The sequence below is a fragment of the Halalkalibacter krulwichiae genome (assembly GCF_002109385.1).
GTDB classification, from domain to species: Bacteria; Bacillota; Bacilli; order Bacillales; family Bacillaceae_D; genus Halalkalibacter; species Halalkalibacter krulwichiae.
The window spans coordinates 1,625,418-1,640,610 of the sequence record NZ_CP020814.1 but is presented as its reverse complement, the minus strand read 5'-3'; the positions used below and the strand labels follow the sequence as shown (position 1 = coordinate 1,640,610).

Here is a 15,193-nt window from a genome sequence, read left to right as displayed (position 1 = left end):
TTTTATGCCTTTTCAGCTAAAAGAGATATTGCATTTAATGCCGCAACCGTAACCGTACTACCGCCTTTTCTACCGACATTTGTAATAAACGGTACATCTAGCTTTGCTAATTCTTCCTTTGACTCAGGTGCCGACACAAATCCTACTGGCAAACCGATTACTAAACTTGGCTTAGCATAACCTTCTTTAATTAACCGAATTAACTCAAGCAAAGCAGTTGGTGCATTTCCAATCGCAAAAATTCCACCTTCGAACTGCTGAATCGCTTTTCTCACAGATATAATCGCTCGGGTTGTGTTTAATCGTTTTGCTTCTTCCATCACATCCGGGTCGGAAATATACACATTTACACTTCCACCATGCTTTTCAATTCTCCCTTTACTAACACCACTTACAATCATTTGTACGTCTGCATACACTTTTTCACCATTTCGTATCGCTTCAATTCCTGCTTTAATCGCTTTTTCATGAATCAACATACTATGTCCTAATTCAAAATCCGCCGATGCATGGACGACTCGTTGCACGACTTTATACTGGTCATCTGTAAAGGAATGCTCTCCAAATTCTTCGTCAATCATTTGAAAACTCATTCCCTCGATCTCTTGGGGTTGAACCGTTAAAGGTTTAAAATCTGTTAAAAAATCCATGTTTAATAGCCTCCAGTCGCTTTCGCTTCTTTTCGTAATTTTTCGTTAACAAATTTCAATACATCAGAGAAGTTAGAAAACTTATTTTCATATTGAATTTTTGGTCTCTTAATGATGATTGTCTCTATGCCTAATTCACTCGCTGCCTCTATCTTTTCATCTACTGAGCCAACTTTGCCACTTTCTTTCGTAACCATCGTTGTCACACTGTACTGACGATAAAGAGCATAGTTGAACTCTTTTGTAAATGGCCCTTGTATCGCGACTATGTCTTTTTGTGAAAATCCTAACTGTTCACATTTTTCCATGTTATCTTTTCTCGGAAGCATCCTAGCAACGACTCGGATATCAGGTTGATTCAGAAGCTTCTCTGCAAAAACTTGAAGGGTTTTGCTTCCTGTAGTAAGTAGGATCACGCCTTTTTTCTCAAAAGCTCGTTCAGCTGCTTCTTTGTAGGATTCAACCATCGTAACGCCTTTTTGTTCATGAGATTGTGATTCTCTCTCATAACGTATATAAGGCACACCTGCTTCTTTTGCTGCAGTTAAAGCATTTACACTAGCTTCTTCTGCAAAAGGGTGACTTGCATCTACTACAGCTTGAAAGCCTTGCTCTTGTATCAATTGTGTAAAATCTTCACTCGTTAACCGCCCTACTAAGACATCAAGCCCCGCTTTACGCAATTCAATCGAAGCGTTATCTGTTACAACTGTTGTTAAAAGCTTGTGTCCGGCATCGGAGAGCGTAATCGCTAGTTGTCTAGCGTCACTTGTTCCAGCTAAAAATAGAATCATAGTTTCTGAGCCTCATGCTCGTGATGATGGTGATGAGCGTGATCGTGGTCATGATGATGATGGTGATCGATATGTTCCATTGCAGCAATTCGATATTGACAAGTATCACAATTCATTTTGACATCACCTTGTAGCGCTTCTTCAATACGGTCTTTAATAATGGTTTTTAAACGCGTATGAAACCCGAAGTAGCCTGCTAGCTTAAATTGCACACCTGGGTATTCACGTTCAAAGTCACTCATTAAGCCTTCTAATCGCTTTATTAAAATTCCGGTAAATAAAAAATACGGCAAAACTACTATTTTCTTAGCTCCAAGCTTAATACAGCGCTCTACTCCTTCTTTAATGAGTGGATCGGTTACTCCCATAAATGCAGGTTCGACTAATTTGTAATTCGTTTTTTCCCAGAGGAGGCGATTAATCTTATAAAGGTCACTGTTTGCATCCGGATCACTACCACCGCGTCCTAATAAAAGTACTGCTGTGTCCTCTTTTGGTTCAGCTAGATTTTCCCCAACTTCCTCTAAACGACTTTTACAAATTTCAATAGCTTCTTCATGAATACCAAATGGTCTGCCATACGTAAATTTGACTTGAGGATATTTCTTTTTCGCTTCATCAATCGCTACAGGTATATGAATTTTAGAGTGTCCCGCTGCGAGTAGCATAAGTGGAATGACGTAAACACTTGCTGCTCCCTTTTCGACACAAGCTTGAATTCCTTGTTCAATCGTTGGCTTCTCGAATTCTAAAAAACACGTTTCAACTAGTAAAGTAGAATCTAGTTGACTAGTTAATTCTTCAATCATTTGTCTGACTTGTTCATTTCCTTCAGGATCTCTACTACCGTGTCCAACAAGTAAAATAGCTTTCATGTTCATTTCCCCCATATTTATTTAGTCTCCACACGGAGCTGGTTCAATCTCAATCTTTGGTGTCATATCTTGGTATGTATAGCCTTGAATGGTCCCTACACGTTTGAAATATTTAAAGAAGCGTTCGTTTGGATGACCTTTTTCTTTGTACTCCTGAATGATGGTTTCAACAACTTCAACAATTTTGTCAGGCTCAATTCCTTCTGCAACAGGCTGACCGGCATGGGCTGTTCGACCAACGGTTTTTGCCCCTAAAAACAAATCAAATTTCCCTTTACGAAAAATAATACCAATATCATCATTAACGGCACCGTAACAAGCCATGCCACAACCGTTAAATCCAACCTTTAACTCTTTCGGAAGAGGAACGCCACTTAATTTTTGATGCAACTCTTCTGCATGTGGGATTGAATCTTTTTTCTCCCCTTCACAAAAATCACAAGCTTTTAATTGAAAGACATCTCCTAAAGGTTCAAGAATAAAGCCTGCCTCTTCTAATTTTTCTGTAATGTCATTAGGATTTGCCGTTGGTATTCGCAAATGTATCTGATGATGAGGGGTATACTCCATTTCCCCTTCATTTCCGACCACTTCAGCTAACGTGAGCATTTGTTTAGGTGTAAATTGCTTATTAACAATTCCTGGACTGACTGCTAGTTCAAACACCGAAACGACGGGATGGTGAACGGTTTTATTTTCTTTTTTATAGCTAGTAGAAGTACTCTCTTCCACTTTACTTAACGCCTCTAATGCTAGTTCTAGTGAGCCAGCTTTAATGGAATGAACTGTTGTTACCGTTGCGGCTGTTTCTGATTTCTGAGTATCCCATTCCTTTTTCCCTTGATGTAACGCCCAAGGCTCGTTCTCATGACGTAACCGCTCGTGCGGTCTTAATCGTTGTTTTTCAGTATGTAACGTATATTTTCTTTGATATCCTCTTGGCGTTATCATTTTATTATCATAGAGAAATGTAGATGAGTTCCCGATTACGACAGTTGTCAGCATGCCGATATCATGATTCAGCATGTTTTCAAGATCCGTTATAACAATCTGTTGACGATCTCGGTAAGCACTTTTCACTAAGCCTACTGGCGTTTGCGGTGAACGATATTCAAGTAAAATCTTCTGAGCCTCTTGGATTTGTCTCGTTCTTCTACCGCTTTTCGGATTATATAAGCTAATGACAAAGTCAGCTTGTGCCGCTGCATCAATTCGCTTTTCAATAAGAGACCAAGGTGTCAAATGGTCGCTTAAACTAATCGTACACGCATCATGCATGATCGGTGCTCCTAGTAAAGAAGCGCAGGAGTTGCTTGCAGAAACACCTGGAATCACCTCAACGCTCACTCCTGTATTCTCTGTCCACCCTTTTTCGATTAAAACCTCATAAACTAGTCCTGCCATTCCGTACACTCCAGCATCTCCACTTGAAATGACAGCTACGGTTTTTCCTTGTTCTGCAAGTTTTACCGCTGCTTGAGCACGGCTGACTTCCTCAGACATTCCTGTACTAATAATTTCTTGATCCGTCAGTAAATCTTGAATCAAGTCAACGTACGTTTTATACCCAATGATGCATTCACTTTCTTGTATTGCCGTTTGTGCCCTGTTTGTCATATGATCAAAACTTCCAGGACCAAAGCCTATGACAAGTATTTTCCCAAGCATCTTACTAGCCTCCTTCCATGTTAGAAAACTAAACGTTTGTTTTTTCCTTTTTCATAATTCCTTCAATTCTGCTTGACTCATTGACTGCATTCAGTTCATCATCTACGAAGTCATATATTAATGCGTCATGTAAGTGAATGCTTGGGTCAACGTGATTTTTTATAATGTCACGTCCTACCTCCGTAGACGTTGCCGAATACCACTTGCCTTCTGGATATACAATGACGACACAAGCATCCTTACAACGCCCATTACAACGAGTTCGTGATGTGTGAATTTCATGATCTAATTGAAGGGTTGCAATCTCTTCACGAATTGCGAGAGTTATTTCTTCCCCTCCTTACGCATACAGCTAGAACCATTACAAATTAATACGTGCTTTTGGGTACCCTTTAAATTCCAAGTTGTCATGTTTCATCAACTCCAAAGTAATTTTTTCCAAACAGATTAGATTAGTAACGCTAGACTACGAAACAAAAAACACCTCTATCAAAGATAGAGGTGCATTAAACGGCAAACGAATAGTAAGCTCATCTATTACACTTCTCTACCTATGACCCGTAGGTATTGAAGACGAAAACAAGGCAGGTCTCCTGACTTAGGTTCATCATTTCATTGTGTCTTCCCGAATACTCAGTGACTTCATACAATGAAATTCCCCATTACAGTGGCGGGACCGTGACGGATTTGCACCGTTCTTCCCTTTTAAGCATAACGAGTCGTTACGCACCTTGTTTCATGACGATAATAAAAAAACCTTAACTCCATCTTGAAGTTAAGGGTATAGGCATGATCAAATTAGAAATCTACTCAACTAGATTTCTAGATGCTCACCCCAAACCTTCCCTCCGAAGATTGGATTCATATATTAAAAGCAGGTCTCCTGGCTTGTGTCTCAAACTTACTTATGTCCCTTCCTAGAAAAAATCTAGTGGTTTTACATGTTCATCGACACTTACAGTAGCGGGGGCTGCATCAGATTTTAACTGATTTCCCTATTATCCACAGTTGATTACTTATGGCACTTTTAATATTTTGTCATATAATGTCTATTAAACTATGATTTTGTATATTTAGCAACAGTTAGTTTGGAGAATATTTACTTTCACAAAAGTAGGGCTAGTACTAAATAAGGTTTTACGCTGAACTAAAGCTAATTGTAATTGTTCTATTTTCCTAGACGTTTACATGTTATCCATATGAATTTTACTTGTAGTTGCTCTTCGATTGTATACTCTATCTAGACAAAATCAAACTACCCCAACTTTTTTAAGCCTTTTGTAAATTCCACTTAAAGGGATCCTCTAACATCTTCCAATCAGTTGTAAACTCTGTGTCGGTTAACAAACATTGATCTAGCTCCTTTGTCATTTCGTCTCTATCTAGATCTGTTCCAATGAAAACTAACTTAGTATGTCTATCACCATGTTCGACATCCCAATCTTGAAGTAGATGAGGGTTTTCCTTTATAATCTGTCTTTGCTCAGCAGCTGGAAGACTTGCTACCCAGTAGGAAATCGGTTCTATTGTTACGGAAGGTCCTGCTTGTGACATTAACAGCGCTAGATTACCTCTTGTTGCACACCAGACAATCCCTTTTGCCCTAACGACATTATTGGGCATAGAATGGATCCAATTATGAAAACGAACTGAATGAAATGGTTCCCTTCTCATATACACAAAAGAGGAAATTCCATACTCTTCTGTTTCAGGTGTATGCTGAGCATGACCTTGAGTTAATTCCCGAATCCACCCTGCTGAATTACTTGCTTCTTCAAAATTAAATAATTTTGTATTTATTATTTCACCAGGATCTATATCTGCATGAATAGAGCGAATTACCTTTGCTTTTGGTTGCAATGTTCTTAATACTTGTTCGAGTTTTACTAACTCCTCCTCTGAAACAAGGTCACATTTATTTACGATGAGAACATCGCAAAACTCTATCTGATCAATTAGCAAGTCAGCAATTTCTCGTTGATCATCTTCTCCTAACGATTCCTTTCGATCGAGTAAACTATCTCCAGAACGAAAGTCTTGCCAAAAACGATTAGCATCGACAACAGTCACCATCGTATCCAAACGGCAAAATTTAGTTAAATCTATATTTAATTGCTCATCTATGTAGGAAAATGTCTGCGCAACTGGTGTTGGTTCACTGATCCCTGTTGACTCGATCACAATATAATCAATATTCCCTGCTAGAGCTAATTTTTCGACTTCTAGTAATAAGTCTTCTCGAAGCGTGCAGCAAATACATCCGTTAGACATTTCCACTAGTTTCTCTTCAGTTCTAGATAACTCACCACCTTGTTTAACTAGTTCTGCATCAATATTCACTTCACTCATGTCATTTACAATGACTGCAACTTTTAATCCCTTACGGTTTCTCAATATGTGATTAAGTAATGTGGTTTTACCAGAACCAAGATAACCGCTTAATACTGTTACAGGAATAATCTTTTTCATAAATTGCCTCCTTGATATCTTGTTAAACGTAATGATTACTTAAATCAGGACATAGTTTTAACTCATAGTTTCTTTGAAACTCGCTCTACTTTTTCAACATCTCTTTCTACTCCTTTTATAGTTCCCTCCGTTCGTTCAAAGCCGTTTCCAAAATAAGTATGACTAAGTTTGTATTCCATTGTCGTTCCGGCTACTAATGATTCAACAAAAAGGGAAGCATCTTCACTAGTCATATCTTTATACCAATTACCATCCGGGTATGTGATTACGACACATTTATCATGACACCTTCCATTGCATAACGTCCTTGTTGTATGTATCTTAGAATCTAAATCATTTGCATATAGTTCATTTCTAATAGATTGCGTTAATGTTTCAGCTCCTGCTTTATTACAACTACTCCCATTACAAATTAGAATGTGATATTTCGTATCACTTAAATCCCATGTAGCCACCCTACCACTCCCTTTATCATTTTAAGATCCTAAATTCTATAACCACTGATCCTCAACCATAATCACCTTTAGAATTTGATTGAATATATTACTATCCAATCCCGTAGATTTGGTTAAAATCGTTAAGGAACTACCTTACTTACTCATGTAAAGACACAAATTCCAATAATGTAAAACGTAACTATTACGATTTACATTATTTTATCCTTTCTTTTAAAAATTGTCAAAACATTATTCGTTTCTATACGAAACAATCGTTATAATCAAAAAAAGTGGTGTCTCAATTAAGCTATTTTGAGACACCACTTCCAATTTAATTACTACAGCTATCTTGTAAGTTCCTTAGTTCGTTTTCTAAGACTCTCCTCTCTAAATTCTCGCCAATCAGTACAACGACAGGTTCAAGATGTTTTTCTAGTGTATATCTTTCAATTATGAGATCCCCATAGGCATAGTTAAATAAAAAAAGGCCAGGAATCTCTTTCAAATAAATAAAACCTTTTGCTCGTAAAATTTGTCCTTGATATTTTTCTAACCAATGATTAAATTGAATTCGATCAGTAGGTTGGTCGATATGAATGGAAACGGTTCTAATATGCAAATGATTTGTAACATGTGAATGATGGCCATCTTTTTTTAAGTATAAAAATGAAGGGTTTATTTTTCCAAAGGTAGTACTAGCAACACGAGCATAATTGTTAATCCCTGCAATATTTGTTTCAATTGAATCAAGTACATTCTTGCTCACTTGGTCTATCTTGTTTATAAGAATTAAATTTGCCTATTTAACCTGCTCAACTATTAGCTTTCTAATATCTACACACTCATTACTCATTTGCTATTTTATTAAGTCCTTTCTAATTTCTCTAATGACATGTGCTATTTCTGAACTAATTAATTTATCCATTGCTAATTTCACAGCACCACTAGAACCAGGCATAGCGAAAATAGCTGTGTGCTTACTTACACCTGCAATAGCACGGCTTAACATAGATGCAGCCCCAATATCTTCTGTATAGCTTAGCATTCTAAATAACTCACCGAAACCAACAATCTCTTTATCCAGTAATTCTTTAACGGTCTCAATCGTAACATCCCTATCGGCTATTCCGGTACCTCCATTCAATAAAATTGCGTCTATATCAGTTGCTGCGATTCCTCTTTGAAGAGCCTCACTAATCGCCTGTTTTTCATCTCTAACAATCTCGTAATCCCTTATAACATGTCCTTTTTCTTCTAAACGTGCACGAATTATGTATCCACTTTTATCGGTCTTAATCGTTCTAGAATCGCTTACAGTTATTATTTTGCAATTGACTTGTTTCGGCGCTTCTTTTTTATGTTCTATTACACTCATTGCTTATCCCTCCTGTTTTCTAACTTGAGTCTCTTTATCTTTCAGCTTTATCGAGAGCTTGCTAGCATCTTCTCACCCTTTACATAATTCGTGTATGAAGAAGTGTTAACCGCACAACAAATCGTAACAATTACGATTTAAATTGTATTTTAAATGATATTAGAAGAATATACAAACATAAATTTGGTATCTATTTTATCAACTAGTTCATAGTACTTATAGAATAGTATAATAAAAAGAAAAAGGTTAACTGGGGCATGAATATAAATATATCCATGCCCCAGTTTGTTACATACTATGGCATGGAAGAACATTCCGCACTATATTTTTCTCTTTTTTTTAAACTAATTGATAAGAAAAATACTAATAAACATATCATTTTAGGTAAGTGGCATTACACTAAACCAGATAGCCAAACAGAGTCTTATTCAGTATGTCTTATCTACCTGAGAATCTAGCAGTACGTCTTTCAAAAAAGGCATTAATCCCCTCTTTATGATCATTAGTGGCCCGTAAAATGGTATGAAGATCATTTTCTTTTTCCATGATATCTTCTAATTTTAAATTTGAGCCGCTATTGATCAATAACTTTGATTGAATGAATGCTTGTAATGGTCCAGCAGCTAACTCACTTGCCAATTCAAAAGCTTTTTCTTGAGATTGTCCTTTAGGTACAACATCAATTAGAAAGCCGTAGTTTACTGCTTCTTCTACAGATAGCTTCATTCCTTTAAATATCCATTCCTTCGCCTTCCACTCTCCAACAATTCTTGGTAAGTGATAATGGATTCCAAGATCAGGGGTTAACCCAACATTTTTAAAGGAAAGGATGAGTTTCGTTTCTTCCTCTGCAACAATTAGGTCAGATGATAGAGCCAAACTCAATCCAGCACCAGCCGCGTATCCATGTATCGCAGCTATGGTGATTTTTCTCATTTTACGAATCTTATCTATGATACTGGTCGACACTTCTAAATTTCTTTTAATTACGATTGGATCATATTCATCACGTGCCATAGCTTTCACGTCTCCACCAGCGCAAAAAGCTTTCCCTTTCCCTGCAATAATCACAACATTAATATGGTTGTCTCTTTCAATTTCATTTAGGGTATCTAATAATTGATACTTTAAATTCATACTTAATGCATTTAACGTTTCTGGTTCATTTAGATATATCGTAGCAATTCCTCGATCTTTATTTACTAAAATACTTTCCCCATCATAATCCTCCTTCATCGTAAATCATTTTCTTGAAATTTCAGCTAAGAGATTTAATTGTTTTCATTTCATATCATTGCAAGATCTATGCCATAAATTCCTCCTGAAAATGGTAGAAATAATTTAAATCTGTTAATTTATAAAACCTTTTCTTGATTGATTGTTTACTTTTTAAACACAACAAAAAAGAGGCCGGGACAAAAGCGTTTTTAATAGTGAAAATTCCGAACCGTCGATGCATAGCATCCGCTCCGGAAATATACTTCGCTTTTTAGCGGGCGGCTGGTGAGCCTCCTCGTACTAACGCACTGTGGGGTCTCATCCTTGCCTTTTCATGAGGCCACTGAAAAAGTGCTCGTTTGTTTCGGACTTGAAAAGGAGCTTCGACCTCGCTCCCGGGATGGGGGGCACGCTTTCCGCAGGTGGGCGTTGAACTAACCGGCTGCGCCGGTGGATTTCAACCTGCCCTTCCCTCCTGCAGGAGTCGGCCCTCCCATCCCGTCCGCTTTGTTGAGCGGAAAGATAGAAATTCCCTACTCTTCAACGATCAAAAGAAATAGGAGAATTAGCGTAAAAAGGCCTTTGAGAAACGAAACTCAAAGGCCTTTTGTCTACAGTCTGAAGTTTAATTTTCATCAAACATTTCACTGTCCTTTTATTTTATAATTTAGGTATTACATGAACCTGTTGATTTTTCATTCATACTAACCCTAGAATCCGATAACAATTTGATGTTGAAAAATGCAAAGTCTGTCCGTTTCAAGTAGGATGTTACAAAGAAGGAGCAAAAACAAAGTCTTATTATGTGACCATTAAATCAGAAGAACACTCTGAACAAAAAGCCTTTCAACAAACGGAAGAGTTTAAAGAAATGGAGAGGTCACGTTATAAAATAGAGTCAGAAAATAGCGAATTAAAACATAGACAAGGGTTCAAAATTGCAACATCCTCGGGTCTGTTTGGTATGAAAATTCAAGCAGCAACCACGATATTCGCAGTGAATATTAAGAGAATACTAAAGCTTTTGGATGAAAAATAATAGGAAAATAGAGAAGGAAAGAGGCAATTTCTCAGCCAATAATGGATAGAAATTGCCTTTTTTATTCAGATTCTTATTAAGCACAGAAAAATGGAAGTTTTTCTGTGGCCTCCCTTTTAATCCCGCAGGAGTCTACGTATATTTCCTCCGCTAAGGTTGTCGTCGTTCGAATTTTTAATAAACACTTTCTTTATGTCCCAGCCTCATAAATAGGATCAATCATTCAATTTTTTCCACAATGTCGTCCGGCTTAAGCCCAATTTCTCTGCAACAATCGTTTTGTTATTATTATGTTTTTCAAGCATTTGATTAATGACTTGTTTCTCAATCTCTTCCATTGTCCCATTTTTTAAAACAAGGGATTGATCGCCTATTTCCATTAGCTTTTGATTGTCATCCGTCTCTCTCAGTGCATCTTGAATGAATGCTTTCTCATCCTTTACATTTTTGACACGCAAATGAAGTCTTTCAATTATATTCTCCAACTGCCTAATGTTACCTGGCCAATTATATGAGATGAAAAAGGTTTGTAGTTCCTCTGAAAAATCATCAAACGTTAATGTAGAGTTTAACCCCGCCAAGAAGTAATTAACCAGTATAGGGATGTCGTCGCGGCGCTGATTTAAAGGTGGTACTTCTATATGTAAAACACTTAAGCGAAAGTATAGGTCAGATCGAAACTTTCCATCCTGGACAAGCTCCCACAGCTTTTGATTTGTCGCAGCTACTATTCGTATATCGACCGGGGTAACTCTGTCACCGCCTACACGCATGACTTCTTTTTCTTGAAGTACTCTCAATAATCTTGTTTGAATATGATGAGGGATCTCACCTATTTCATCAAGGAAAATTGTTCCTTTGTGAGCTAATTCAAAAACCCCTTGTCTTCCCCCTTTATTTGCACCTGTAAATGCTCCTTCTGCATACCCAAACAATTCACTCTCTAGCAGATTCTCTGGTAAGGCAGCACAGTTAACTGCAACAAAAGGGCCTTCCCTACGACTACTTTCATTATGGATCCCTTGTGCAATGAGTTCTTTCCCTGTACCACTTTCACCGATAATCAGGACTGTTGATTCGGTAGTCGCATACTCTTTTGCTAGTTGAATAACATCAGACATTTTTTCACCTCTATGGTGAATATCATCCAAAGAAAATCGAGCTACTAAGCCTTTCGATTGTAATTCACGACGAACCTTATTTTCTAATTTCTGAATCTTGCTAAATTCTCGACATGTAATAACCGTTCCTAATCTTTCATAATCAACGATAATTGGCTCATAGGTTACGATAAGATCTTTTAACGTAAAATTACCTTTCCCAGTATAGATTTTCTCTACTTTCAGCAATTCTAGTAACTTAGCGTTTTTAATTTCGTTTAACCCTTTCCCAGTAATTCCTTCTTCCTTTTCTTCAAATATTTTCTCTGCAGCTGGGTTACATGTTTCAATTCTTCCATCTCGATTTAAAAATAAAATGCCTTCTTCCGAAACATTAATAACCGCATTGAGCTTTTCTGCTTTTTCTTTTACAACGATACGGTCACTTGCTACTTTACTAGCAAGAATTAAGGCTCGTTTTATTGTTCTTTCACTTATTGTAAGAAACATGCTTTTCATTCCATGACTTTGGACAATTTCTGTAGCGCGAATTCCGCCTCCTACGACAACATCCATTTCCATCTTTTTAGCCACTTTTATTTGGTTGATCATTTCTGTCTGATTCTTATAAGGTAGAATTGTAACTTCAAAGCCAATTGTTTCAAATATGTGTTCAAAATTAAACAAAAAACCTTCTTCAGGATATGTAATAAAGCAAATTTTATCTCCGTGTTTTTTAGCGCGAACAAAAGCTTGCAAAAAATCAAAATGATCTGAATCGCTATACACAATAGGTAGGTCTACAATTTCATTAATTACTTTTGCTGTTCCAGCTCGGCTAATAACAACTTCATAACCGCCCTTAGCTACAAGACTTTTCACTTCATTAGCCGCTTCATTCAATGTACCCTCAACAACTGTTACTGCATAGTTTAATTCAGATGCAACCTTCTTTATCATTTTCGTCATTTCAGGATAGCCTGAAGTCATAATCATTTTGAATTTCACTAGCTCTACCCTCCATCGTCTAATTGTACATTTACTAATATTATGAATATTATAACATAGTAACTTCTTAGTACTCGTTCAGTTTTTTATAAGTGCATACAGGAACAAAAGTCGATTTCCCTAAAAAGGAAAACCGACTTTTTACATTTTTTATTATTAACGGTAGTGTTTAATTCTAAGAGATCACCATAAAGGTAGCAGAACCCATTGCCACCATTTTCCCTTCTGAATTAAAGATTTCTGCCGTACCAACTTGTACTTTCTTTCCTCTATGCGACAATTTTCCTTTTGCAAGTAAATAGTCTCCCTTAGCAGGTCGAATATAGTTAATCTTCAATTCGATTGTGGCTGAAGATTGATCTTCAGTTTGTGTAGTTCGAACTGCAGAGCCTACAGCTGCATCAATCAATGTCGCAAGTACTCCGCCATGAACAGTGCCTCTTCGTTGAGTATGTTCTGGTTTGATAATCATTTTAATTTCTGCATACCCTTCGCTCATTTCCACTTCTTCCATTCCGATATAATCCCAGAAAGGACTCATTCCAGGCTCTGTTCTTCTCATCATTCCCAACTCCTTACTAAATTTGATTGACGAAGCAAAGCAAAGTTTACTCCGTCAAAAACACAAATACACAAACGCCATTTATGCGCTTTCCTTGATGGTTATCAGCCTCGATTTTCTCTAAGTTTCATACACTTAATGCGAGTCCATTGCTAGACTCGCCATTAAGTGTATGAGATAACTAGTTACACCCTAACGATCAATTAGTGGTTTTTTAATTAAATTTTAATTTGTTACTTTTAAATTCTTAATTTCTTCCGTTAACATTGGCACGACTTCAAAAAGGTCACCTACAATCCCGTAGTCTGCAATTGAAAAAATTGGCGCCTCAGGATCTTTATTTATTGCGATAATTACCTTTGAATTACTCATCCCAGCTACATGTTGGATAGCGCCAGAAATACCACAAGCAATATAAAGATCTGGAGTAACAACTTTCCCCGTTTGCCCAATCTGCATCGAGTAATCACAATAGTCAGCATCACACGCTCCACGTGATGCTCCAACCGCTCCACCTAACACATTTGCTAGCTCTTGCAGTGGTTTAAATCCTTCTGCATTTTTTACGCCACGCCCACCAGAAACAATCACTTTTGCTTCAGAAAGATCAATACCACTAGTTGTTTTTCTTACGATATCTTTCACAATTGTACGCAAATCTTTAATATCGACTGCTATTGACGTTACATGACCAGTACGTGATGGTTCTTTGTCCAATGGCTGAATATTGTTTGGGCGAATTGTTGCAAAGACAATGCCTTCTTGAACGATTTTCTTTTCAAATGCCTTACCAGAATAGATTGGACGAGTGAATAACACTTCTTCTCCAACAACTTCCACACTAACAGCATCTGAGATAAGCCCAGTCTTCAACTTGGCAGCAATTCGTGGAGATACGTCTTTCCCTATAGCTGTGTGGCCTAAAATAAATCCTTCTGGCTTCTCATAATCTATTACTTGGATAATCGCTTGTAAATAAGCATCTGTAGTATATACGTTTAAGTTTCTATCCTCTACAGTAATGACGCGGTCTGCCCCGTGTTGGATTAGCTCTTTTGTCAGATGACTTACCCTTTCTCCGAGAAGTAATCCAACGACTTCCCCTCCGTTAGCAACTTTTTTGGCAGCTGCAATGGCTTCAAAAGAAACATTACGAATTTCCCCTTCACGAATCTCTGCTAAAACAAGTACTTTTTTCTCCATTTTTTGTCCCTCCTAAGTTACATTACTTTCGCTTCGTTCCTTAATAAGGACACGAGCTCTTGGACTTGTTTTTCCATTTCCCCTTCTAAAATCTTCCCTGCCTCTTTTTCTGGAGGTAAGAATTGTTCAACTGTCTTTGTTTTTGCTTCTACATCATCTTCATCTAGATCGATATCATCTAAATCTAGTTTCTCAAGCGGCTTCTTCTTTGCCTTCATAATCCCTGGTAACGAAGGGTATCTAGGTTCATTTAGTCCTTGCTGACAAGTAACCAATAGTGGCAGAGATACTTCGACTACTTCTACATCACCTTCGATATCTCTCTCAACTGTCGCTTTTCCACCATCAACCGTAAGCTTCGTTATCGTTGTTAGGGCTGGAATTCCCAGTTCTTCTGCTAAACGTGGTCCAACTTGCCCTGAACCATTATCAACTGCTACATTTCCAGCTAAAATAATATCAACCTCTTTCTCTTTTAAATAAGCTGCTAGAATTGAAGAAGTTGAGAATTGATCAAAATCTTCAACATCTTCATTGTTAATCAGAACGGCCTTGTCAGCCCCTATCGCAAGTGCCGTCCGTAGCTCTTTCTCTGACTCTTCTTCACCCACTGTGATAACGGTTACTTCCCCACCATGAGCATCGCGTAACGTGATTGCTTCTTCAACAGCGTATTCATCATAAGGATTGATAATAAATTCAGCACCATCCTCATTTACTTTCCCATTGCTGATCGTAATTTTCTCCTCAGTATCAAACGTCCGTTTTAAAATGACAAATATATTCACTTCATTT

Annotated in this window: 13 protein-coding genes, 2 pseudogenes and 2 riboswitches; of the genes and pseudogenes, 1 reads left to right on the top strand and 14 read right to left on the bottom strand. The window is 37.4% G+C overall.

What is annotated here, in order from left to right; all coding sequences use genetic code 11:
- Positions 1–2: 2 nt before the first annotated feature.
- The 10 genes and pseudogenes from BkAM31D_RS08325 to BkAM31D_RS08280 form a co-directional block, all read right to left on the bottom strand.
- Positions 3–650, bottom strand: coding sequence for a precorrin-8X methylmutase (locus BkAM31D_RS08325; RefSeq protein ID WP_066152005.1), 648 nt, complete (start codon positions 648–650; stop codon positions 3–5).
- A gap of 2 nt (positions 651–652) precedes the next feature.
- Positions 653–1,444, bottom strand: a complete 792-nt coding sequence (gene cobK / locus BkAM31D_RS08320; protein WP_066152010.1) for a precorrin-6A reductase — start codon at positions 1,442–1,444, stop codon at positions 653–655.
- Entirely contained in the window at positions 1,441–2,319 is an 879-nt protein-coding gene (locus BkAM31D_RS08315) for a sirohydrochlorin chelatase (protein WP_066152636.1), read from the bottom strand. Before BkAM31D_RS08315 ends, cobK begins: the two co-directional genes overlap by 4 nt.
- Before the next feature lie 21 nt (positions 2,320–2,340).
- Positions 2,341–3,987, bottom strand: a complete 1,647-nt coding sequence (gene cobJ, locus BkAM31D_RS08310) for a precorrin-3B C(17)-methyltransferase (protein WP_066152013.1) — start codon at positions 3,985–3,987, stop codon at positions 2,341–2,343.
- Between the two features lie 28 nt (positions 3,988–4,015).
- A pseudogene (locus BkAM31D_RS24220) lies at positions 4,016–4,398 on the bottom strand ((2Fe-2S) ferredoxin domain-containing protein).
- 155 nt (positions 4,399–4,553) lie between these two features.
- A riboswitch (cobalamin riboswitch) is annotated at positions 4,554–4,735 on the bottom strand.
- Positions 4,736–4,843: 108 nt separating this feature from the next.
- Positions 4,844–5,031, bottom strand: a riboswitch (cobalamin riboswitch).
- Between the two features lie 225 nt (positions 5,032–5,256).
- A complete protein-coding gene (locus BkAM31D_RS08300; protein ID WP_066152021.1) occupies positions 5,257–6,456 on the bottom strand; it encodes a GTP-binding protein in 1,200 nt (399 codons plus the stop codon).
- A gap of 62 nt (positions 6,457–6,518) precedes the next feature.
- The gene (locus tag BkAM31D_RS08295; protein WP_066152023.1) at positions 6,519–6,911 is read right to left on the bottom strand and encodes a (2Fe-2S) ferredoxin domain-containing protein; all 393 of its coding nucleotides are present in this window, start codon (positions 6,909–6,911) and stop codon (positions 6,519–6,521) included.
- Between the two features lie 313 nt (positions 6,912–7,224).
- Positions 7,225–7,659 carry a GTP-binding protein gene (locus BkAM31D_RS08290; RefSeq protein WP_066152025.1) on the bottom strand — a complete coding sequence of 145 codons (435 nt, stop codon included), beginning with the start codon at positions 7,657–7,659 and terminating at the stop codon, positions 7,225–7,227.
- A gap of 90 nt (positions 7,660–7,749) precedes the next feature.
- Positions 7,750–8,268, bottom strand: a complete 519-nt coding sequence (locus BkAM31D_RS08285; protein WP_066152029.1) for a MogA/MoaB family molybdenum cofactor biosynthesis protein — start codon at positions 8,266–8,268, stop codon at positions 7,750–7,752.
- A 438-nt stretch (positions 8,269–8,706) separates the two neighbouring features.
- Entirely contained in the window at positions 8,707–9,504 is a 798-nt protein-coding gene (locus BkAM31D_RS08280) for an enoyl-CoA hydratase/isomerase family protein (protein ID WP_085449765.1), read from the bottom strand.
- A 709-nt stretch (positions 9,505–10,213) separates the two neighbouring features.
- On the opposite strand from BkAM31D_RS08280, the pseudogene BkAM31D_RS08275 reads away from it, so the two are divergent.
- Positions 10,214–10,525, top strand: a pseudogene (locus BkAM31D_RS08275) (transposase); the annotation flags it as partial.
- Positions 10,526–10,740: 215 nt separating this feature from the next.
- Here BkAM31D_RS08275 and BkAM31D_RS08270 read toward each other — a convergent pair.
- From BkAM31D_RS08270 to BkAM31D_RS08255, 4 genes are all read right to left on the bottom strand, one after another.
- Positions 10,741–12,633, bottom strand: a complete 1,893-nt coding sequence (locus tag BkAM31D_RS08270; protein ID WP_066152037.1) for a sigma 54-interacting transcriptional regulator — start codon at positions 12,631–12,633, stop codon at positions 10,741–10,743.
- Positions 12,634–12,808: 175 nt separating this feature from the next.
- Positions 12,809–13,198, bottom strand: coding sequence for a PaaI family thioesterase (locus BkAM31D_RS08265; RefSeq protein WP_257391645.1), 390 nt, complete (start codon positions 13,196–13,198; stop codon positions 12,809–12,811).
- Positions 13,199–13,420: 222 nt separating this feature from the next.
- Complete coding sequence (locus BkAM31D_RS08260) at positions 13,421–14,398, bottom strand: electron transfer flavoprotein subunit alpha/FixB family protein (protein ID WP_066152042.1); 978 nt, start codon at positions 14,396–14,398, stop codon at positions 13,421–13,423.
- Positions 14,399–14,415: 17 nt separating this feature from the next.
- A complete protein-coding gene (locus tag BkAM31D_RS08255) occupies positions 14,416–15,186 on the bottom strand; it encodes an electron transfer flavoprotein subunit beta/FixA family protein (RefSeq protein WP_066152045.1) in 771 nt (256 codons plus the stop codon).
- Positions 15,187–15,193 lie beyond the last annotated feature (7 nt).

Coding starts and splice junctions, on each gene's coding strand:
- BkAM31D_RS08260 (WP_066152042.1), bottom strand. CDS start 14,398: ATGGAGAAAAAAGTACTTGTTTTAGCAGAGATTCGTGAAGGGGAAATT.
- BkAM31D_RS08265 (WP_257391645.1), bottom strand. CDS start 13,198: ATGATGAGAAGAACAGAGCCTGGAATGAGTCCTTTCTGGGATTATATC.
- BkAM31D_RS08315 (WP_066152636.1), bottom strand. CDS start 2,319: ATGAAAGCTATTTTACTTGTTGGACACGGTAGTAGAGATCCTGAAGGA.
- BkAM31D_RS08285 (WP_066152029.1), bottom strand. CDS start 8,268: ATGAGTGTAATAGAACATAAAAAAGAAGCGCCGAAACAAGTCAATTGC.
- BkAM31D_RS08325 (WP_066152005.1), bottom strand. CDS start 650: ATGGATTTTTTAACAGATTTTAAACCTTTAACGGTTCAACCCCAAGAG.
- cobK (WP_066152010.1), bottom strand. CDS start 1,444: ATGATTCTATTTTTAGCTGGAACAAGTGACGCTAGACAACTAGCGATT.
- BkAM31D_RS08300 (WP_066152021.1), bottom strand. CDS start 6,456: ATGAAAAAGATTATTCCTGTAACAGTATTAAGCGGTTATCTTGGTTCT.
- BkAM31D_RS08280 (WP_085449765.1), bottom strand. CDS start 9,504: ATGAAGGAGGATTATGATGGGGAAAGTATTTTAGTAAATAAAGATCGA.
- cobJ (WP_066152013.1), bottom strand. CDS start 3,987: ATGCTTGGGAAAATACTTGTCATAGGCTTTGGTCCTGGAAGTTTTGAT.